The 20,969-nt window shown below is 60.9% G+C and carries 16 protein-coding genes; 10 read left to right on the top strand and 6 right to left on the bottom strand.

Features of this window, described 5'->3' with window-relative positions:
- Window positions 1-21: 21 nt before the first annotated feature.
- The 5 genes from lldD to KY084_RS12105 form a co-directional block, all read right to left on the bottom strand.
- The gene (gene lldD, locus KY084_RS12085) at window positions 22-1,152 is read right to left on the bottom strand and encodes an FMN-dependent L-lactate dehydrogenase LldD (protein WP_219238731.1); all 1,131 of its coding nucleotides are present in this window, start codon (window positions 1,150-1,152) and stop codon (window positions 22-24) included.
- A 95-nt stretch (window positions 1,153-1,247) separates the two neighbouring features.
- Window positions 1,248-2,081, bottom strand: a complete 834-nt coding sequence (locus KY084_RS12090; RefSeq protein ID WP_219238732.1) for an amidohydrolase family protein — start codon at window positions 2,079-2,081, stop codon at window positions 1,248-1,250.
- 45 nt (window positions 2,082-2,126) lie between these two features.
- Entirely contained in the window at window positions 2,127-3,410 is a 1,284-nt protein-coding gene (locus KY084_RS12095; RefSeq protein ID WP_219238733.1) for a TRAP transporter large permease, read from the bottom strand.
- Between the two features lie 3 nt (window positions 3,411-3,413).
- Window positions 3,414-3,917, bottom strand: a complete 504-nt coding sequence (locus tag KY084_RS12100) for a TRAP transporter small permease (RefSeq protein ID WP_246587087.1) — start codon at window positions 3,915-3,917, stop codon at window positions 3,414-3,416.
- A complete protein-coding gene (locus KY084_RS12105; RefSeq protein WP_219238734.1) occupies window positions 3,910-4,818 on the bottom strand; it encodes a TRAP transporter substrate-binding protein in 909 nt (302 codons plus the stop codon). The genes KY084_RS12100 and KY084_RS12105 overlap by 8 nt, the downstream gene beginning before the upstream one ends.
- A gap of 294 nt (window positions 4,819-5,112) precedes the next feature.
- Here KY084_RS12105 and KY084_RS12110 point away from each other — a divergent pair, with 294 nt between their 5' ends.
- Window positions 5,113-6,753 (top strand): pectate lyase, encoded by a 1,641-nt coding sequence (locus tag KY084_RS12110; RefSeq protein WP_219238735.1) that lies wholly within the window; start codon window positions 5,113-5,115, stop codon window positions 6,751-6,753.
- Between the two features lie 190 nt (window positions 6,754-6,943).
- Here KY084_RS12110 and KY084_RS12115 read toward each other — a convergent pair whose 3' ends face one another.
- Entirely contained in the window at window positions 6,944-7,732 is a 789-nt protein-coding gene (locus KY084_RS12115; protein ID WP_219238736.1) for a 2-keto-4-pentenoate hydratase, read from the bottom strand.
- Window positions 7,733-7,951: 219 nt separating this feature from the next.
- On the opposite strand from KY084_RS12115, the gene KY084_RS12120 reads away from it, so the two are divergent.
- The 9 genes from KY084_RS12120 to KY084_RS12160 all read left to right on the top strand — a co-directional run bounded on the left by KY084_RS12120 (window position 7,952) and on the right by KY084_RS12160 (window position 20,903).
- Complete coding sequence (locus KY084_RS12120; RefSeq protein ID WP_219238737.1) at window positions 7,952-8,998, top strand: LacI family DNA-binding transcriptional regulator; 1,047 nt, start codon at window positions 7,952-7,954, stop codon at window positions 8,996-8,998.
- Between the two features lie 197 nt (window positions 8,999-9,195).
- Window positions 9,196-10,029, top strand: a complete 834-nt coding sequence (gene kduI, locus KY084_RS12125; RefSeq protein ID WP_219238738.1) for a 5-dehydro-4-deoxy-D-glucuronate isomerase — start codon at window positions 9,196-9,198, stop codon at window positions 10,027-10,029.
- Window positions 10,030-10,049: 20 nt separating this feature from the next.
- Entirely contained in the window at window positions 10,050-10,796 is a 747-nt protein-coding gene (kduD, locus tag KY084_RS12130) for a 2-dehydro-3-deoxy-D-gluconate 5-dehydrogenase KduD (protein WP_219238780.1), read from the top strand.
- 96 nt (window positions 10,797-10,892) lie between these two features.
- Window positions 10,893-12,485 carry a carboxylesterase/lipase family protein gene (locus tag KY084_RS12135; RefSeq protein ID WP_219238739.1) on the top strand — a complete coding sequence of 531 codons (1,593 nt, stop codon included), beginning with the start codon at window positions 10,893-10,895 and terminating at the stop codon, window positions 12,483-12,485.
- Between the two features lie 284 nt (window positions 12,486-12,769).
- Window positions 12,770-15,586: a TonB-dependent receptor gene (locus tag KY084_RS12140; protein WP_246587088.1), complete on the top strand. Its 2,817-nt coding sequence runs from the start codon at window positions 12,770-12,772 to the stop codon at window positions 15,584-15,586.
- 82 nt (window positions 15,587-15,668) lie between these two features.
- Window positions 15,669-17,291 carry a family 43 glycosylhydrolase gene (locus KY084_RS12145; RefSeq protein WP_425516738.1) on the top strand — a complete coding sequence of 541 codons (1,623 nt, stop codon included), beginning with the start codon at window positions 15,669-15,671 and terminating at the stop codon, window positions 17,289-17,291.
- A complete protein-coding gene (locus KY084_RS12150; protein ID WP_219238740.1) occupies window positions 17,288-18,292 on the top strand; it encodes an alpha/beta hydrolase in 1,005 nt (334 codons plus the stop codon). The genes KY084_RS12145 and KY084_RS12150 overlap by 4 nt, the downstream gene beginning before the upstream one ends.
- Entirely contained in the window at window positions 18,289-19,824 is a 1,536-nt protein-coding gene (locus KY084_RS12155) for a DUF885 domain-containing protein (RefSeq protein WP_219238741.1), read from the top strand. Before KY084_RS12150 ends, KY084_RS12155 begins: the two co-directional genes overlap by 4 nt.
- Before the next feature lie 71 nt (window positions 19,825-19,895).
- A complete protein-coding gene (locus KY084_RS12160; protein ID WP_219238742.1) occupies window positions 19,896-20,903 on the top strand; it encodes a sugar kinase in 1,008 nt (335 codons plus the stop codon).
- Window positions 20,904-20,969 lie beyond the last annotated feature (66 nt).

The raw sequence follows: 20,969 nt of genomic DNA on the forward strand, positions 1-20,969 counted from the left end.
TCCCGTCCGCTGCCTGGATTTTCAGGCAAGAAGCGACGAATCGACCTGAGCAATCGTGCGCGTGCCGGTCAGTGCCATCGCAACCCGCATCTCCTTTTCGATCAGGTTGAGAAGCTGGCACACGCCGGCTTCGCCACGGGCGGCCAGGGCATAGACCCACGCCCTGCCGAGCAGCACGCCGCGTGCCCCCAGCGCGAGCATGCGAACCACGTCCAGCCCGGAGCGAACACCCGAATCCGCCAATACGGTCAGCCGGTCGCCCACCGCATCGGCGATGGGGGGCAGGGCGCGGGCGGTGGACAATGCGCCGTCCAGCTGCCGTCCGCCATGGTTCGATACGACGATGCCGTCGGCCCCGATCGCCGCCGCTTCGCGCGCATCGTCGGGATCGAGAATCCCCTTGATGATCAACGGACCGTCCCATTCCGCGCGTATCCAGTCGAGGTCTTTCCAGGCGATCGACGGATCGAAATTCGCGCCCAGCCAGCCCATATAATCGTTCATCCCGCTTGCCTTGCCCAGCACCGGTTCAAGATTGCCCAGCCGGTGCGGACGGCCATGCAATCCGACGTCCCAGGCCCAGCGTGGATGCGTGATCGCCTGCATCACCCGGCGCAGCGGTGCGTTCGGGCCGGACATGCCCGAATGCGCATCGCGGTATCGCGCGCCGGGAACCGGCATATCGACCGTGAAGACGAGCGCTTCAGCCCCTTTCTCCCGTGCGGTAGCGAGCAGGTCGCGCATAAAGGCGCGGTCGCGAATGACATAAAGCTGGAACCAGATCGGCGAGGGTACGGCGCGGGTCACTTCGTCCAGCGAACACAGCCCGACCGTGGAAAGGCAGAATGGCACCCCGACCTTCGCGGCCGCACGCGCCGCTTGCACCTCTCCGCGACGCCGGTACATTCCGCTGATTCCGACGGGTCCGAGCGCCACCGGCAGCGGCATGCGTTTGCCGAACCAGTCGGTTGAAAGGTCCAGATCATCGACATCGCGCAAAACACGCTGGCGAAGCGCGATATCGGAAAGGTCCGCGACGTTGCGGGCAAGCGTGCGTTCGGCATAGGCGCCGCCATCGGCATAATCGAAGAGAAACGGCGGCAGACGCCGCTTCGCCGCTTCACGAAAGTCCAGCGTGGAAGAAATTATCACTGGTCTTCAACCCTCATCTTAGCATGATACGGCGCAACACCGATCGAGATATAAAGCGAAATCAACAGGATATCGGCTGGAAATGGCACCGATATTCAACGATCCAGACCGTAAAATTCTCGCGCGGCATCGAGGAACAGTCGTTGCTCGTCAAACCGTTGGTTGTTTCTAGCTAGCGCGTACGCGTCGCGCACCCAGTCGCGATACGCGTCACCCGCATGCAGCAGGACGGGCCAGTCGCTGCCCCACATGACCCGTTCGCCGAACAGCGTCAAAATTTGATCGACATAAGAGGCGAGCGCGGCAGGGTCCTGTCCCGGCGCCTGTTCGGTGCGAAGTCCGGACAGTTTGCACCAGACATTGGGTAGCGCTGCGAGTGCGGCGAGGTCGGATCGCCATGGTTCCAGCTGGCCGGAAGCTGCCGGGGGCTTGGCGCCATGATCGATGACGATGGGCAAGGCGGGCCAAGCTGAGGCGAAGCGCTGCAGCGCGCGAAGGTGACGCGGTTGCACCAGCGCATCGAAGCGCAGGCCATGCGCCACCATCGTGGCGATCGCGGGGTGCAGCGCTTCGCTGTCGATCCAGTCGCTGTCATCGATCGCCTGAAGCATCGGGCGGATTCCCACCACCTTTTCGCGTGCCGCGAGCAGCGCGATGCGTTCGGGCGCGTCCTCGCTCGCAAGGTTGGCCCAGACTACCAACCCCCGCACCAGCGAATCGCGACCGACGGTTTCGCACATCCAGTCGGTGTCGCGATCATCGGCCTGGGATTGGACAAGGATGGTTCCGGCAAGATCAAGACCCTGCGTTGCATCGCGAAGGTCATCGGGGCCGAAATCGCGATGGATTTCGGGCCAATCGGCATCCGGCCAGGACTGACCCGGGCCGCCGATCGTCCAGAAATGCTGATGTGCGTCGAATATCCGCATGGCGTTCAGCAATGACGTAACGGCGTGGCGCTCGCAAGGACGGCGTTACTCCCCGAATGCATGCGGCAGCGCCATGGAAAGCCAGGGGATATAGGTGACGAAGATAAGGGCGATGACAAGCGCGCCATAGAACGGCCAGATCGTTCTTACAGCGCGCTCTACAGGAATTTTGCCCACTGCCGAACCGACGAAAAGCACTGATCCAACCGGCGGCGTGACAAGGCCAATGCCTAGATTGAGAATCATGATAACGCCGAAATGAATTGGATCGATGCCCAGCGGCATGACGACGGGAAGAAAGATCGGGGTCGTGATGACAATCAGAGGTGCCATGTCCATGAACGTGCCAAGCACCAGCAGCATGACATTGATCATCAGCAGGATGGCGACGGGGTTGTCCGAAATCGCTGTCATCACCTGTGACAATTGCTTTGGCACTTCCAGAATTGCGAGCGCGTAACCAAAGGCGGTGGCCGCGCTGATGATCAGCAGCACCATCGCCGCGGTTCGCACCGATTGCACTGCGGCAGCGAAAAAGTCCTTCCATCCCAGCGTGCGATATCCGAACGCGCCGATGACGATCGTATAGATCACGGCGATCGCTGAGCTTTCGGTTGCGGTGAACACCCCGCTTAAAATTCCGCCCATGATGATTACCGCGGTCAGCATACCGGGAACCGCGCCGAAAAAGGCAATGATGAACGGACGCCAGCCGGGGAAGACGCCGGCCGGATAGTTTCGCCTCACCGCCACGAGCCAGGCGACGACCATGAGCAGCGCGCCGGTAAGGACGCCCGGAACGATGCCGGCAAGGAACAGTGCGCCGATCGACACGCCGGTGCCTGATGCCGCGGCATAGATGATCATATTGTGGCTGGGCGGGATCAGCAGGCCGACGATCGCGGCGGTTACGGTTACGTTGACCGCGTAATCGGCGTCATAGCCCTTTTCCTTCATCAGCGGCACGAGCGTGGATCCCATCGCCGAGGCGCTGGCGATCGCCGAACCCGACACCGCGCCAAAAAGCATCGACGCGCCGACATCGACCTGGCCCAACCCGCCGCGCGCGCGGCCGAACATCGCTTCGGCAACCTGCATCAGCCGACGGGCGATACCGGCGCGATACATCAGATCGCCCGCGAATATGAAAAACGGGATTGCCATTAGTGTGAACACGCTGATGCCGGCGGCCATACGCTGCATCGCGACGACCATCGGGATGTCGAGCCACGCAAAGGTGGCAAGCGCGGCGGCCATCAGTGCGAAGGCCACGGGAACGCCGAGTGCCAGGAGCACGAACAGCGTGAGGATCAGGATTGTCAGGGCCATGCGTCAGTCCGCGCTCGCTTCGTCTTCAAAATCGCCGGCGGGATCGCCGCGCATCAGATGTTCGATCGAAAACAGGATTATCAGCACGCCCGAAAGCGGCAGCGGCAGGTATGCGAATCCGCGCGACAGCCCCAGAGTTGGAATTTCATGGCCCCAGGTCAGTGCGACCAGTTCGCTTCCCCAGATGGCGAGCGAAAGACCGGCAAGTGCCACGCAGGCATGGATAAAAAAGCGCATCGCGCGCCGGATTTCTGGTGCCACCACATTTTCCAGCGCGGTGATACGGATATGAAACTGTTCGCGCACGCCAGCGGCAGCGGCGAAGAAGACGTACCAGATCATCAAAAGGAGTGAGGCTTCCTCCGCCCAAGAGGGGCTGGCGCGAAGGACATAGCGCCCGAATACCTGATACCCGATGATCGCTGTCATCGCGATCAGTCCGACCGCCCCTGCGCAAAGCATGAAGCTGCTGCCGCGTGCGGGCCATGGCCCCATCGGGTCACGCATCGCCTTCTCCCATGTCCTGAATTTGCCGGACCAGTGCGCGGCCGTGATCGCTGGTCACGAAGCGATCCCATAACGGGTGCGTGAGCGCGCGAAACGATGCGCGATCGACCGGGTTCGCCTTCACACCCGCCGCGATCACGTCCTTGCGGGCGCTGATAACACGCGCATCCCATAGCTTGCGCATATAAGGGACCGATTCCCGTGCGCTTTCGATGATGATTTCACGGTCGGATGACGACAGTTTGTCCCAGCGCGCCTTCGACATCAGCAGCACTTCGGGCGCCATCACATGCTGGGTTTCGCTGTAAAAAGGCGCGACTTCGAAATGCCGTTCTGATTGATAGGAAGGCCAGTTGTTCTCCGCCCCGTCAATGACTCCCTGCACAAGGCCCTGATACACTTCGCCAAGCCCCATCGGGGTTGCGTCGGCTCCCAGCGCCTTGATCATGCCGACATACAGGTCGGAATTCTGGACGCGGAATTTCCATCCGCGCATATCGTCAGGTGTCCGAACGGGATGATGTGTATTGTAAAAGCTGCGCGCGCCCGAATCATAATAGCAAAGGCCGATCAGCCCGTGCGGAGCCAGCGATTCGAGGATCGCACGGCCCGGTGCCCCATCAAGCGCGCGTCGGCTATGCGCGATAGAATCAAAGAGGAAAGGAAGTGACGGGATCATCGTCAGCGGTTCGATCGCGTTTAACGGCGCGATGTTGACGCGATTGATATCCAACCCTCCGAACGCCGTGATTTCGAGCGTATCACGCTCCGAACCGAGCTGTCCGCCAGCGAACATCTTTATTGACAGGCGCCCGTCGCTGCGCCGCGTGATCAGGTCGCCGAAATACTCCACCGCGCGAACCGTGGGATAATCCGCCGGATGCGTATCGTTCGCAAACATCTGCGTGCGCGGCGCGCGGTTGCATGCCGCGAGCATGCACAAGGAACCCAATACGAACTCGCGTCGTCCCGTTCGCAGCATATCTCTCCCTCGCACCGGCATTCACCGATACTGTTTTGCCGGTCGTGGTGCCGGCTGTCGTTTTCGCTCCGATACTGCACGTCAATCGGTGCATTGTCATCGTGCTGATTCTGTCTTAGGCCTAACGAATGATGACACCGGTTACCAGTTCTTTTCCCTTATGGGCTGGCAAGGCCGGGCACCGCCGCAAAAATGGCAGAAAAGGAGAGCGAAGTGTCGAAACGGGCTGGATGGAATCGACTGAATGTCGGGTTGGGGGCATTGGCACTGGCAATCGCGCCGACACCGTTTGCCACACCGCCTGCCGCGGCAGCCGCGCAACAGGCGACGCCCAGCCGCCAGCAAATTCTGGATACGATGAAACGCGCTACCCGATTCATGGTGGAGGATGTCAGCACAAGGGGCGGGTATGTCTGGTCGTACCTGCCGGATATGTCGCGCCGTTGGGGCGAACTGGAAGCCAGGCCGAGCATGATCTGGGTGCAGCCCCCGGGGACGCCGGATATGGGGAATCTGTTCCTTGACGCCTATCATGCGACGGGGGACGAATATTATTACGAAGCGGCAGAAAAGGCTGCCGACGCATTGATTGCCGGGGAAATTTCCACCGGCGGCTGGAATTACTTCATCGATTTCGCGGGTGAGGCGTCGACCCGGCAATTTTATGACACCATCGGCAAGAATGCGTGGCGGATGGAGGAATTTCAGCATTATTGGGGCAACGCCACCTTCGACGATGACGGCACCGCTCAGGCGATGAAATTCATCCTTCGCCTGTACGCCGAAAAATTCGATTCGAAATACAAGGCCGAAGTGATGCGAAACATCGACTTCGTGCTGAAAAGCCAATATCCCAATGGCGGATGGCCGCAGCGCTGGCCGCTGAAGCACGAATTCGTGCACCACGGACTGGCCGATTATACATCCTACATCACGTTCAACGACAATGTGACGGCGGAGAATGTCGATTACCTGATCGACTGTTTCCAGACGCTGTCTGACGAACGGCTGCTGCCCGCAATCTATCGCGGCATGGACATCTACCTGCTCACCCAGCAGGGCGAGCCGCAGCCGGGTTGGGCGTTGCAGTACACGCCAGTGACGTTGGAACCCGCAGCGGCGCGCAGTTACGAACCCAAGGCGCTGGCGACGCACACCACGGCATCAGCTGTTGAACAATTGATGCGGTTTTATCGCCTTACCGGTGACAGCCGCTATCTGGCGCGGATACCCAAAGCGCTCGATTGGCTTGAATCGGTGAAATTGCCGGATGATCAGGCCACGGCCAAGGGCGCCTATCCGACTTTCATTGAAATCGGGACGGGCAAGCCGCTTTACCTCCACCGGCGCGGCTCCAATTCGGCCAATGGCGAATATTACACCAGCAGCAAGCCCGATCATGTGATCGGCCATTATTCCTCCTATCGCGATCTCGATGTCGATGCGCTGCGGCGTGAATATGCGCGGGTGAAGGCGATGTCGCCCGAACAGGCGCGCGCTGATTCACCGCTTTTTCATGCGCGGGCGAGGGCATTTCCCCGCTTCGTCGAAACCGACACCTCCGGCACATCGGATTTGAACGATGCCGCTGCGGGGCAGGATATCGGTGCGCTGATCGCGCGATTGAACGCGCAGGGTTGGTGGCCGACCGAGCTCAAGGCGACGAGCAACCCCTATGCCGGCGATCCCGACGACGCGCCGTCGAAGCGCGACTATGAAACCGCACGGGTCGGGGACAAATACGACACGTCGCCCTATTACGCCGAAAAGCCGGTGATCGGCATTTCGACGGCGACCTATCTCAACAATATGGGCGAACTGATCGCCGCGCTTGAAAAGCGTCGTGGCGGATAAGTGACGCTTATGTCGAGGCGGTATCGCGGGGCAGTGCTACAGGTGCCCCCGACGCCGCCTTCGGCATGCTTTTATGAAAGACGCATTGCAGGTGGCGGAGTGCACGACCGCAGCGATCCGCCGGAACCGGCGAAGAGCGGCGCATATCGAGCGTAATTTGTGGCGGCGGGTGCCGCCGCCTCGGCGATTGTCAGGCGCCGCCAGCCGCCACGAAATTGCACTCCAGAAGATCATGGCCGTTGAAGCGTGCGGCGAAACGATCACCGACTGCCACCGGGTGAACGCCTGTCAGCGCGCCGGAGGAAATCCACTGCCCCGGTTCGACCGCGATGCCCCGCCGCGCCAGTAGTTGGAAGAGGAAGCGCGCTGCACCGATCGGACCGTCCAGCATTGCGGACGCACGCGCGCCGCCCACCACCGTATCATTATGATAAGCGGTAATGTCCCATTGCAAGAACGCGGTATCACGCCATTCCGGCACGGCGTCGCCTATCAACAACCCGTAATTATTGCCGAAATCAGAAATTGTGACGCCGGGTCCATGATCGTTGATGCCGGGGAAAGGCGAACTGGCCACCTCTATCCCGAGATGGACGGCATCGATCAGCGATTTTGCTTCGTCCAGCGTGAATTCGGTTTTCCCTGCCGGCGGGGGACTGCCTATACGCAGCAGGAATTCGGCCTCTCCGGCAGCGAAACCGTCTGCAAATATGGGCATTGCGTTCGAAGCGGATGCCCGGGTGACGGTAAAGATCGGTCCGGCGAGGCGGTCAGCGCCATATTCCTCGTCGAGAGGCGGCATGATCCGTCCGACCTTCCAGCCGAGGATATCCTGCCGGTTCAACATGATCGCCTGATCCTGTACGCGATATGCATCTTCCAGTGTTGTCGGCGCAGAACCCGGATATTCGGATAGTGCGTTCGCAGAGCGGCGCGCATTCACGAACCGTTCCGCGATCGCCTTGGCGCTCGCGCTCATTCGGCATCTCCCTTTCTTCGGCCGCGATAATAAAGTTCTGCGCGCCGGTTCATCCTCGTTATGGGAAACCGGTGTCACAAGCAAGGATATGTTGGCAACATGCTCCGGGACGGCGTGAAAGCTTGCTTTTCGGCGATGTTGGCATAAGCAGGACGGATACACTGAACAGGGTTGTTCCGGCCGATTGTCCGGGCGTCAGGCCCGACCCAAAGGAGTGCTATGGCCGCGAAAAACAGGGAAGGGGGATCCCAGCCGACCATCAATGACGTGGCGCGTATTGCAGGCGTATCCAAGAAAACGGTCAGCCGGGTCATCAATGGTTCGCCGCTGTTGAACGAGGATACCCGCAAGCGCGTACAGGAAGTGATACGCGAATTGGGCTATGTCCCCAACCCGCAGGCCCGCGCCTTGGCATTGCGGCGGAATTTCCTGATCGGTCTGGTGCACGACAACCCGAACGCGCAGACTGTGCTGAAGGTGCAACAGGGTATATTGGAGGCAATTCGCGACACCGAATTCGAACTCGTGGTCCGTCCTGTCGATCGCGGCATGGTCAACATGCTTGACGATATTCGCCAATTTCTCGAGCGGCAGCGACTGTTCGGCGTAGTGTTGATGCCGCCGATATCGGAAAATGATTCGCTCGCAGAACTGTGTCGTCAGATCGGATGCCGTTATGTCCGCATGGGATCCGCTGAACTCGACGACCCCACCAATATGGTCGCGTCGAACGACCGCGAAGCGGTGCGTGACGCGATCCGCTATCTGATCGGCGAAGGGCACAGGCGAATAGGGTTCGTTTCGGGGCCGCACGGTTTCCGGTCTGCGCTGGAACGTCGTCTCGGGTTCGAAGAGGCGCTGGAAGAAGCCGACCTGAAGCTGCCGCGAAGCATGGTTGCCGACGGAAATTATACATTCGAATCAGGTCTTTTGGCGGCCGAGCGTCTGCTCGATCTTTCGCCGCGGCCCACCGCGATTTTTGCGAGCAACGATGAAATGGCAACCGGCGTATTGCAGGCGGCGCGCCGACGCGGGATGGATGTTCCGCGCGATCTGTCGATCGTAGGATTCGATGACACTCCGATTGCCAGCCATATATGGCCGCCGCTGACGACGGTGCGCTGGCCCATCGCCACCATGGCGCGCTCGGCTGCGCTGAAGCTGACGGTCAGTGTGACGGAAGGCGAGCAGGAGGTCGATGAACCGTCGATGTTTCTTTCGACCCTGATTCGACGTGGTTCGGTGGCGGCTCCGCCGCATAACTGAAAATCCCACCGATTATCGCGAAGCGCCCTTGCGTCATAACCTGACACCGGTTACCCAATAGTCGGACTCGGAATTATCGGGCCGATGAGGAGAGAAGGCATGCGGCGCTTTGTGCGCCGTGTGCATGCGAAGATGTGAAGCGCTCATCGGCTCGTGCGACCGCCCGCTGCGGTCCGGAACGCGAAACAGGAGCAGCCATGTTCGAGAAGACCTATCATGCAACGCACCCGGATATGATGGACCGGGTCGATAATGATGAACTGCGCGACCGCTATCTGGTCGGGGGCATGTTCGAGGACGGCAAGATCAAGCTGAATTACGCGCATAATGAGCGCTTTGTGATTGGCGGGGCGGTGCCCGGCGGTGGCGCGCTGAAGCTGCCCGACCAGACAGAGCCCGAAAGCGCGAAAGGGCACCCGTTTCTGGAACGGCGCGAAATGGGCGTGGTGAACATCGGGCAACCGGGCAGGATCAGCGTCGACGGCCAGGACTTCGACATGGCCAACAAGGACTGCCTGTATATCCCGATGGGATCGAAGGATGTGCAGTTTTTCGGAGACGGGGCGCGATATTATCTCGTGTCACTGCCGGCGCACAAAGCCTGCGAGTTGAAAAAGATATCGGTGTCCGAGGCCAACCCGCTCAAGAAAGGCGATCTAGAAAGCTCGAACGAGCGGACGATCTATCAGCTGATCATTCCCGGCATTTGCGAAAGCTCGCAACTGCTCATGGGCCTCACCATCCTGCAGCCGGGAAGTGTGTGGAACACGATGCCCCCCCACCTCCACGACCGGCGCAGCGAGATTTACCTGTATTTTGATCTCGAAGGGGACGACCGGGTGTTCCACTATATGGGGCAGCCCGATGCGATGCGGCACATCGTGATGGAGAATGAACAGGCGGTGATCAGTCCGCCCTGGTCAATCCATATGGGGTCGGGGACCAAGGCTTATACGTTCATCTGGGCTATGGGCGGGGAAAATCTCGACTATACCGACATGAACGTCCTCGACATCTGCCAGTTGAAATGAGCGTGTCGAAAACGACGGGGATGTTCGATCTGTCGGGAAAAGTGGCGGTGGTCACCGGCGCGAATACCGGCATCGGACAGGGTATCGCGCTGGCATTGGCCGAAGCGGGTGCCGACATCGCTGCGGTCGGTCGCACTCCGGCCGAGGAAACGGTCGCCAGGGCGCGCGACCTTGGCCGTCGGGCTGAGATCGTGTCGGCGGACCTTTCGACCATCGAGCCGGTCGGACGCGTCGTTGACGAAGCAGTCGGGAAACTCGGCGGATGCGATATTCTGGTCAATAATGCCGGGATCATCCGCCGCGCCGACAGTATCGATTTCACCGAAGCGGATTGGGACGCGGTGGTCGACACCAACATGAAGAGCGTGTTCTTCCTGTGTCAGGCGGCCGCGCGGCATATGCTGAAGCAAGGCAAGGGCAAGATTATAAACATCGCCTCGCTGCTGAGTTTTCAGGGCGGTATCCGCGTGCCCAGCTATACCGCGTCCAAAAGCGGCGTGGCCGGTTTGACGAAGATTCTGGCGAACGAATGGGCGGCGAAGGGCATCAACGTCAATGCCATCGCGCCGGGCTATATCACCACCAACAACACGCAGGCGCTGCGCGAGGATTCCGACAGGTCTAGGGCGATCCTCGACCGCATCCCGGCAGGACGTTGGGGCGACCCCAAGGATATGGGCGGCGCGGCGGTGTTTTTGGCGTCGAACGCTTCCGATTATGTCGACGGCCATGTGCTTGCCGTCGATGGCGGCTGGCTGGCGCGTTAGGCGCAGCGCAGGTGTCTATGGGGCGAGACGAAGTACGCGATCGATGCGATCCGCCGACAGAAGCGGACGTTTGGTGTCGCGGCGAAAGGAGGGGCAATGCAAGGACGCGATATAAAGCGGGGATGGCAACGGCGTGACCTGATCGGCGGCGTCGCCGGCATAGGAGCGGTTGCCGCCATTCCCCAACTGGCAAAGGCCTCGGACGACCCGACGGTCGATGCACCGACGGGGCGGTATCGGGGAACGCGGGAAAGTGGGCTGAGCGTCTTTCGCGGCATCCGCTATGGTCAGGATACGAGCGGCAGACGATTTCAGGCGCCGCTTGCGCCCGCTCCGACGCGCGACGTGCAGCAGGCGACCCGCTTCGCCGCCTCCTGTCCGCAGGCGGGCGATCATTATGCGGACCAGAGCGAGGACTGCCTGTTCCTCAATATCTGGACGCCAGGCGCAGATCCGCGCGCGAAGCGGCCGGTATTGCTCTACATCCATGGCGGCGCCTATTCCTCTGGCAGCGTCGTCGATCCATTGAATTATGGCGACCGGCTGGCCGCGCATGGCGATGCGGTGGTGGTTACGGTGAACCACCGGCTCAATGCGCTTGGCTATCTGTACCTCGCCCGGCTCGATCCGCGTTTTGCGGACAGCGGCAATGTCGGTCAGCTCGACCTGATCCTCGCGCTCAAATGGGTGCGCGCCAATATCGCGGCATTCGGTGGAGATCCCGATCGAGTCCTTGCGTTCGGCCAGTCGGGCGGCGGTGCGAAGATCGCAACGATGATGGGTATGCCCGCCGCAAAGGGGCTATTCCAGCGGGCGGCTACGATGAGCGGGCAGCAGGTGACGGCCTCCGGCCCGCTCAACGCCAGCGAACGAACGAGCGCCTATCTCGACGCTGTCGGTGTGAACCGCGACCATCTGTCACCGCTGTTGTCGATGCCGGTGGAAAAGCTGATGTCCGGTCTGGACGCGGTCGATCCGGTGCTTGGCGGTCATGTGTATTTTGGTCCGGTGCTCGATATGAAATGGCTGACGCGCCATCCTTTCTGGCCCGACGCGAACCCGCAATCCAACGCCATGCCAATGATTTTGGGCAATACGCATGACGAAACCCGTGCATTCATTCCGCCGGGGAGCGAAGCGGTTCGCGGCCTTACCTGGGACAATTTGCCGCAGCGGATGGCGCCGCAGCTGCGTATCGACATTCTGCCTGAATGGGTGGTGGCGCAATATCGCGAGCATTTTCCGCAAATGACGCCGACCGAGGTTTTTTATGCCGCAACGACGGCGGGTCGAAGTTGGCGCGGTCAGGTTATCGAGGCGGAGGCCAGGGCGCGGGCGGATACACCGACCTGGGTATACCAGCTGAATTTTGCCTCGCCTGTCGAACCGGAACGCGGGGCGCCGCACGCCCTGGATATTCCATTGGTCTTTGGCACGCTTGACGCGGCCGGTTCGATCACCGGCACGGGGGCGGCGGCACAACGCGTCAGCCGCCAGATGATGGACGCTTTTTTGGCATGCGCGCGTAGCGGCGATCCCAATCATGCGGGGCTTGGCACCTGGGCGCGATATAGCGTGCAGCGGCGCGAAACCATGGTCTTCGATACGCGATCCGGGTTGGCGGACGATCCGCGCCGGTGGCAGCGCGAACTGTTTGCGCGGGTCCCCTATATCCAACCGGGAAGCTGAACAAAGTCACATTGCGAAATACGCTTCTTGACAAGCAAAAAATGACTGCGCAGTGTTTATGACACCGGTTACTTAGAGCGCCAACGAGGGAGCGCTGCGGCCGGAAGAAAGAATAAAAGTCGCCAAAAAGGCGGCGGTACAGGAGAGGAGAATTGGCCGAATCGCGAAGGTTCGATCCCAATCTCCCGATATTCGCATCGGGTCGCGCCACGTGGCCCATAAAAACCGGTGTCATGCCGGGAGGAGCGTCGCGTCAATGACGGGTCGCCACAGGGAGATGGAACATGCGGGGTTCACGAATTTCGGGTGAAGTAAAACCGATGACGGCGAAACTGCTTTGCGCCGCGTCGTGCATGGTGCTCGCCATCGGCAGCGCACAGGCTCAGGCTCAGGACGAAGGCGATCAGGAGAGCGTAAATCCCGGCGCGCCCGCACCCTATCAGCAAAATAACGGTCCTACCGTGGGCGACCTTTCGCAGAGCGAGGATATCGTGGTCACCGGATATCGCGCCTCGCTGGCCGCGGCGCTCAACCTGAAACGCGAATCGACCTCGGCGGTGGACGCGATCGTTGCGGAGGATATCGCCAAATTTCCCGATCAAAACCTGGCTGAATCGCTGCAGCGAATCCCCGGCATCGCGATCGAACGCGACGCGGGCGAAGGTCGCGCGATCACCGTACGGGGGTTGGGGGCGCAATTCACCCGGGTCCGGGTCAATGGCATGGAAACCATTGCGACATCCACCGACGGCGCGTCGGCCAATCAGGACCGCGCGTTCGATTTCAACATTTTCGCTTCCGAACTTTTCTCCTCGATCGTGGTCCATAAAACCGCCGAAGCGGCGCTGGACGAAGGCTCGCTGGGCGCGGTGGTCGATCTCAATACCGGCAATCCGCTCGCCTATGGCGCCGGGGTAACGCTGACAGCAAATGCGCAGGCGCGTTATAATGATCTCAACGACAATTTCGGGCCGCGTCTGGCGGGGCTGCTGGGGTGGGTGAACAGCGACGAAACCTTCGGCGTGTCGGCGTCGGTCGCCTATTCGAAATACAAGACGGCCGAACTTGGCAATAACTCGGTACGTTGGGCGCAGGCGGATTTCGCGTCCGTCAACGGCGTTGATTGCGGTGCAAATCCGGACGATTCAGGATGTGCAGAGGTGTCGGACGCCTTTCACCCCCGTATTCCGCGCTACGGACTTGTTTCGCACGACAGGGAGCGGCTGGGCGCAACGGCTTCGCTCCAGTGGAAGCCCGGCGAGCGGACTACAATTGCGATCGACGGACTGTTCTCCGACTTTAAGGAGGAGCGCGACGAACATTGGGGCGAGGTTCTGCTGCGCAGCAATGAAGGCGGCATCGACGTTTCCAATTACACGGTCGACGGCGACAACAACATGATTTCGGCCGATCTCGACAATGTCTACGTCCGGACCGAGCGATACCACCGGGAAAGCGAGACGAAATTCTATCAGATTTCGGGCAAGATCGATCAACAGTTCACCGACGCGTTCAGCGCGACACTGCGCGGCGGGTTTTCCCGTTCGGATGCCGATATCCCGGTCGAAACATCGCTGATGTTCGATAATCGCGATGCGACCGGCTATAGCTATGATTACAGTGATATGAAGTCGCCGCTGCTCACTTTCGGGTCGGAGATAGAGGATCCTTCAGCGTTTCAGCTTGCCGAATTTCGCGATCGTCCGTCTTCGACGAAGAACAAGTTCCGCGCCGGCGCGCTCGACCTGAAATGGGAAGTTACCGACGGTTTCACGCTTTCGGGCGGTCCATTCTATCGGCGCTATGATTTCGACACGATCGGTTATCGGCGCGACAGCACCTATTGCGCCGCCTATGACTGTGCTGACGGCCAATATGGCGCGCCGGTGACGGACGCGCTGTCCGATATCTTCCACCTCGGAAGTGCGGGGCAGCCCTCAGGCAACACCAATGCCTGGGTGGAGCCCGATCTCGATGCGGTTACCGACTATCTTGATCTGTACGGCCGCGAAGCAACGCTGAACGAAGGCGACAGACGCTCGGTAACCGAAGAGGCCAGCGGCGGATGGTTCCAGGTCGATTATGAAACGCGGCTTTTGGGGCTTCGTATCACTGGTAATGCAGGCGTGCGGTACGCCAATACCGATCAGGCATCGCAAGGCTATGTCAGCGGCGAATATGTGAAGGTGAAGCGCAGCTATGACGACTGGCTGCCCGCGATGAATATCAATTTTCATCCCACCGACAATCTGATCATCCGCGGTGCGGTGGCGAAAGTGATGACCCGGCCCTCGCTTGGATCGCTCACCCCGGGTGGATCGGTCGATGAATTCAACTTCGCGATTTCATCGGGCAATCCGTTTATCGATCCGTATCGCGCCACCAACTATGACGCCGCGATCGAATGGTATTTCGCGCCCGGCGCGATCGCCTCCGTGGCCGTGTTCAAAAAAGATATTGTCAGCTTCCCGCTCTCCAGCACCAGGGAAGGGACCTATGCGTCCAGCGGGTTGCCGACCTCTATTCTGACCCCCGGCACGCCGGTATATGATCATGTCGTCAACGGTGCAGAGCCTGATCGCCTGTTCGAATTCCGCACGACCGTCAACGGCCCCGGCGCTTCGCTGAAAGGTGTCGAGATCGGCCTCAACCTGCCGTTTTCGGTCTTTTCCGATGCACTCCGCAATTTTGGCGTGTTGGGCAATGTGACGCTGGTCGACAGTGATGTTGACTACACTTTCAACATCGATGGCGACGAAATTGTATATACCCGCCCGCTGCTGGGCCTTTCGAAACGTTCGGCGAACGGAACGATCTATTACGACGATGGCAGTTTTTCGGTGCGCGTATCGGGCGCCTATCGCAGCGGATATCTGACCAGCACCAGCGGTAACGACAATATCTTCGAAGGCTATGGCGCCTCATTCAATCTCGATGCTTCGATCCGCTACACGGTCAACGATCATATCGAGCTTACGCTGGACGGGACGAACCTGACCGATGATTATCGCTACCGCTTCACGGATGATTTCGCGCGCCGCAATTACGAAAATAATCATTTCGGCCGCGTGATCATGGCGGGCGTTCGCTTCAAACTGTGAGCGGACGGGCTCCCAGACGCTTCCCCGAACTGGCCGACGCGTGACCTGTCCCGCGTCGGCACCGTTTTTTGATCAAGGGGCAATGATGTTTGATCGACGCAATACGCTAAAATCAATCGGCTTTGCGGGCTGCTTGTCCTTCACACCCGGCAGGGCGTGGGCCCAAGGGTCGCGTGCTACCGCTTCGCTGGATCCGTATGCCGACATGCAGTGGGGGCATGGCTTCGAAGGCCAGCGCAAGGCCGATCTGGGCAACGGAATGTTCCTCAATCCGGTTTTCGCCGGCGATCATCCCGATCCGACGATACTTCGCGACGGAGACGATTATTATCTGACCTTTTCCAGCTTCGATGCCTATCCGGGGATCGTCATCTGGCACAGCCGTGATCTGGTTAACTGGCGTCCTGTTACCGCGGCGCTTGCAACCCCAATCGGATCAGTCTGGGCGCCGGAACTGGTCAAGCATGACGGCCGGTATTTCGTTTATATTCCTGCGCGCAGCCGGACCAAGAAATCGATTTACGTTATCCATTCCGACCGGATCGAAGGTCCATGGTCGGCACCCATTGATCTGAATTTGCCCGATCATATCGATCCCGGTCATGCGGTGGGGGAGGATGGCGCACGCTATCTTTTTCTGTCGGGCGGTGACCGGGTGAAGCTGACGCCCGACGGCCTGGCAAAGGCGGGGCCGGTCGAGCATGTCTACGACCCGTGGCATTATCCTGAAAACTGGGTGGTCGAAACCTTTGCGCCGGAGGGGCCGAAGATAACCCGCCACGGCAAATATTATTACATGACGCTTGCCGTCGGGGGGACGGCGGGGCCGCCCACCGGGCACATGGTCGTGATGGCCCGGTCCCGATCGATCGACGGACCTTGGGAGAATGATCCCGATAATCCGGTAATCAAAACGATGTCGGCGCGCGAAAAATGGTGGTCACGCGGACACGCAACACCATTTGAAGGGCCGGGCGGCCAGTGGTGGATGATCTATCACGGCTATGAAAACGGCTATTGGACGCTGGGACGGCAGGCGTTGCTGCAGCCGTTCGAATGGAACGCCAATGGCTGGGCACGCCCGGTCGGCGGCGATCTGTCCGAGCCGCTGAAGAAACCGGTTGATCTTGGTACGCTGCCCAGCGGTATGCCGCTCAGCGACGATTTTTCGACCGACCGGTTCGGCATTCAATGGTCCTTCTACGATCCCGGACGGAATGAAAAAACGCGCGTGCGTCGGATGGATAGCGTGATGCATGTTCGCGGCAAGGGGACAAGCCCGTCGGACTGTTCGCCGATCACCTGCATCTGCGGCGATCATCGCTACCGTATCGAAGTTGATATCGAAGTCGATTCGGGTGCCGAGGGGGGGCTGCTGCTGTTTTACAGCCGCCGACTTTATGCGGGACTTGGCCTCAACGCCAAGGGGTTGGTGATGCACCGCTATGGTCTTCAACGGCAATCGGGAAAACCGCCGGCAATCCGAAACCGGATGCGGGTGGCAATCGAAAACGACCGCAATATCGTCACCATGTATACCAGTGCCGATGGCGGGAAAATCTGGGAAAAGTTCGACGTCCAGATGGAGGTTTCTGGCTATAACCACAACACGGCCTATGATTTCCTCAGCCTTCGTCCCGGCCTGTATTCGGCGGGGAAGGGGGAAGTGCGTTTTTCCCGCTTCACCTATCGGGCGATGACATGATCGACCGCCGCACCGCGCTGATCGGGTCGCTTGCCGCCGCCGGAATGGCCAGTTCCACGCGGGTCATGGGGCAAACCGCGCCGCCGCATAATGTCGGCGACCGCGTTCCGGCATGGCCGCAGCCGGTCGAAACGATTGACCTCTGGCCGGGTGGCGCGCCGGGCATGCCGGACAATATGCCTGCCGAAAGCGTTGTCGAGCGAAGCACGGACGGCGCGATCAATGATCGTGCGGTGGACAATATCGCCGTGCCGCGCATGGCGGTGTTCAAGCCATGGCGGCCCAATGGAGCGTCGATGCTCATCATGCCCGGTGGCGGTTATGTTCACGTCGTCATCGACCGGGAAGGCTATGAAATGGCACAGTGGCTTGCCGAACGGGGGTTTACCTGCTTCGTGCTGTTCTATCGCCTGCCGGATCAGGGATGGGCGGCGGGGCCGGATGTCGCGCTTTCCGATGCGCAGCGCGCGATCCGGCTGATCCGTCAGCGCGCGGGCGATTACGCGCTCGATCCGGCGCGCGTGTGCGCCATGGGATTTTCGGCCGGAGGGCATTTGTGCGCCGATCTTGCCGCGCGGTTCGACGCCGCAACCTATGACGGGGTGGATGGTGCCGACAAACTGTCTGCCCGCCCGCTCATCGCCGCGCCCTTATACCCGGTCATGACCATGCAGCGGCCCTGGGCGCATGAAGGATCGCGTACCGCGCTGATCGGCAAGGACGCCGGACCGGCGCTGGAAGCCGCGCATTCGCCCGATCGAAATGTGAAGGAAAATACGCCGCCCTGTTTTCTGTGCCATGCCGAGGACGATCCTTCCGTGCCGGTCGAAAACACGCTGTTGTTCCGCGCTGCGCTGAAAGCGAAGGGAGTGCCGGTTGAAACGCATCTGTTCGAGTATGGCGGCCACGGTTTTGCCATGCGCCGGGTAATCGGAAAGCCGGCCGGACGCTGGCCGGAACTGCTCCTCAATTGGGCGCGAACCCATGAAGTGCTGATATGATCGGCCAATTCGGTTTTTCGCGGCGCACGCTGCTGGGTTCGGCGGTCGTGCTGACGGCGCTGCCCGGCCTTGCCGCATCTGGTGCGGTAACGCGCGATGCCGCGTTGGTTGCGCTGCTCGACGACATCGCACGATCGAATGATCCGGCGCGGGGAATGGATGCGCTGCGTGCGTTCGACCCCAAAGGGCTTTCGCCCGTGCGGCGGCTTGATTTGCTGACGGTATGCGCAGGACTTGCCACCGATGCGCGGATGGTCGCGCAATGGCCATGGGCAGTGCCCGGCCACTCGCCATGGCCCGTATCGCCGCGGGCAGGCCTTTGGCGTCACGGCGGTGCAAGCAATGTTCCAAACGCGGCAGCGCAGATCGATACCGAAACCAGAAGCCTGTCGATTGCTGCGCAACATGGCGTGATCCTGGCCCATGCCGCGCTTGAAGAAACCTTGGCCGGTCTGGAAAAGGCGGCTGCGATGGCCAAAGGCGATGTGGGCCGGGCATTGCAGCGGCAGGCGGCGATGCTGGCAGCGCAGCGCGAAACGGCACCTGCACGCGCCGGGCTGACCCATTGTCCCAGTGGTGCGAAATATTATACGCTGATGCTGGAACGTGCGCTGGGCAAGGCGATAGCGCCTGAAATGGCGCACCGTCGCGCCGAAAGTGTATCGCGGGCATTGGTGCAGCGTGCCGATACGCTGTTCCGATTGATCGGCATGGCGGACGGATCGACCGGCGAGCGTTTTCGCGAGCTGGCGCGCGATCCGCGTTACCTTTATGCAGACAGCGACGCCGGGCGCGATCGGGCGGTGGCCGACATGAACCACCGGCTTGCTCGGGTGAAGACGTGGCTTCCCACGGCTTTCGCGGACTTGCCCCCGGCAATCGACCATGTGGCCGCACGACGTATGTCCCCGGCGGACGAGGCGGCGGGGCGGGGTGGATATCGCATCGTTCCACCAGCGGACGGATCGGGCGAGGGCGGCTACTTCGTCGACCTCAGTCATATCCGGCAGCGGCCGAGCTGGACGCTGCCTTCCGTCGTGCATCATGAATTGCTACCCGGGCACATGGTGCAGATGCCGATCGAGGCAGCGGCCGATCCGCATCCGCTTCGCCTCGATCATGCTGCTGCTTTCACCGAAGGCTGGGCAGTATATGCCGAACGCCTGATGCTGGAGGAAGGCGCTTTTGAGGGCGCTCCCCTCGCGGAACTGGGCTATATCCAATGGGCGTTGTTCCGCGTCGGGCGCGCGCTTGCCGATACGGGAATTCATCACCGCGGTTGGACTCGCGCGCAGGCGGTCGAGACGCTGCGCGATCTTCAGGGAGAGGGCGTGATCTTCGCTCCGCTGGAGGAAGACGTCGCCCGGATCGCGCTTGAACCCGCAATTCGTTCGGCCGAATTTCTGATGGCGGATTCACTGGGTTCGATGCGCGCTGATGCTGCCGACATCCGCGCTTTTCATTCCGCAGTGCTCGTGCCGGGATCGCTACCCCTGACGCTGGTCGAGCAGGTTACACGCGGGATCATATAGGCTGACGCCTTGCCGCGGCGGCGCGGGCAGGGCAGGGACGCTCTGCACAGATGGATATGGGGAGACGGGCGATGGGGCGATTTCTTGCGTTCGGCGAAGTCATGCTTCGCCTGTCGCCACCGGGCCGCCAGTTGTTGTTACAGACGCCGGGGCTGGACGTGTGGACGGCGGGCGCGGAAGCGAATGTGGCGAGCGCTCTGGCGATGCTGGGGCACGATGCGGCGCTTGCGACGGCGCTTCCCGAAAACGCTCTGGGTGATGCCGCGCTGCGCAGCCTGCGCGCGCTTGGCGTCGATTGCCGCCATATCCAGCGGTTGCCCGGAAGGATGGGGCTGTATTTCGTTACACCCGGCGCGGGGATGCGGCCGACCGATGTGATATACGACCGCGCGCATTCCGCCTTCGCCGAAGCGGCAGTGGAGGCGTGGGACTGGGACAACCTGCTCGATGGCGTCGCGCATCTGCACCTGTCGGGGATCACGCCTGCACTTGGCCCCGTTCCGGCAAAAGCGGCGCTGGCCGCGGTCGAGGCGGCATCGCAGCGCGGTATCCGCATTTCGTTCGACGGTAATTACCGTGCCCGGCTGTGGGAAAGCTGGGACAGCGACCCGCGGTCGATCCTTACCCTGCTCGTGCAGCGCGCGCATATCCTGTTCGGCAATCATCGCGACATCGCCCTGCTGCTCGACCGTGATTTCGGCGGTGAGGGCGAAGCGCGGCGGCGGGCATCGGCCCGGGCGGCATTCGAGGCGTTTCCGAACCTTGAAGTGATCGCATCGACCGCGCGGCAGGTAATCGATTCCGATCATCATCACCTTTCGGCGCGGATCGATACGCCCGATGGCCATGCCCAGAGCGAGGAAATTGCGCTTTCGGGCATCGTCGATCGGATCGGGGCGGGCGATGCTTTCGCATCCGGCGTGCTCGACGCGCTGCTGAACGGCAGATCGATAGAAGCGGCAGCGGCCAACGGGCTGGCGCTGACCGCTCTCAAACATTCGCTGCCCGGCGATGCCAGCCTGTTCACCCGGCGCGACCTTGAAAGTTTCAGCATAGCCGGGGTCGATGTGCGACGGTAGGATGTATTGAACGTTCATTCAAATGACTTAATCGTCGGCTATGAAAAGTATCGGCTGATTGTCGGG

Source organism: Stakelama flava, assembly GCF_019351405.1.
Classification (GTDB): domain Bacteria; phylum Pseudomonadota; class Alphaproteobacteria; order Sphingomonadales; family Sphingomonadaceae; genus Sphingomonas; species Sphingomonas flava_A.

Excerpts from the sequence above, each read along its gene's own strand:
- KY084_RS12090 (WP_219238732.1), bottom strand. The coding sequence starts at position 2,081 with ATGCGGATATTCGACGCACATCAGCATTTCTGGACGATCGGCGGCCCG.
- KY084_RS12095 (WP_219238733.1), bottom strand. The coding sequence starts at position 3,410 with ATGGCCCTGACAATCCTGATCCTCACGCTGTTCGTGCTCCTGGCACTC.
- KY084_RS12100 (WP_246587087.1), bottom strand. The coding sequence starts at position 3,917 with ATGCGTGACCCGATGGGGCCATGGCCCGCACGCGGCAGCAGCTTCATG.
- KY084_RS12105 (WP_219238734.1), bottom strand. The coding sequence starts at position 4,818 with ATGTTTGCGAACGATACGCATCCGGCGGATTATCCCACGGTTCGCGCG.
- KY084_RS12115 (WP_219238736.1), bottom strand. The coding sequence starts at position 7,732 with ATGAGCGCGAGCGCCAAGGCGATCGCGGAACGGTTCGTGAATGCGCGC.
- KY084_RS12120 (WP_219238737.1), top strand. The coding sequence starts at position 7,952 with ATGGCCGCGAAAAACAGGGAAGGGGGATCCCAGCCGACCATCAATGAC.
- kduI (WP_219238738.1), top strand. The coding sequence starts at position 9,196 with ATGTTCGAGAAGACCTATCATGCAACGCACCCGGATATGATGGACCGG.
- kduD (WP_219238780.1), top strand. The coding sequence starts at position 10,050 with ATGTTCGATCTGTCGGGAAAAGTGGCGGTGGTCACCGGCGCGAATACC.
- KY084_RS12135 (WP_219238739.1), top strand. The coding sequence starts at position 10,893 with ATGCAAGGACGCGATATAAAGCGGGGATGGCAACGGCGTGACCTGATC.
- KY084_RS12140 (WP_246587088.1), top strand. The coding sequence starts at position 12,770 with ATGCGGGGTTCACGAATTTCGGGTGAAGTAAAACCGATGACGGCGAAA.
- KY084_RS12145 (WP_425516738.1), top strand. The coding sequence starts at position 15,669 with ATGATGTTTGATCGACGCAATACGCTAAAATCAATCGGCTTTGCGGGC.
- KY084_RS12150 (WP_219238740.1), top strand. The coding sequence starts at position 17,288 with ATGATCGACCGCCGCACCGCGCTGATCGGGTCGCTTGCCGCCGCCGGA.
- KY084_RS12155 (WP_219238741.1), top strand. The coding sequence starts at position 18,289 with ATGATCGGCCAATTCGGTTTTTCGCGGCGCACGCTGCTGGGTTCGGCG.
- KY084_RS12160 (WP_219238742.1), top strand. The coding sequence starts at position 19,896 with ATGGGGCGATTTCTTGCGTTCGGCGAAGTCATGCTTCGCCTGTCGCCA.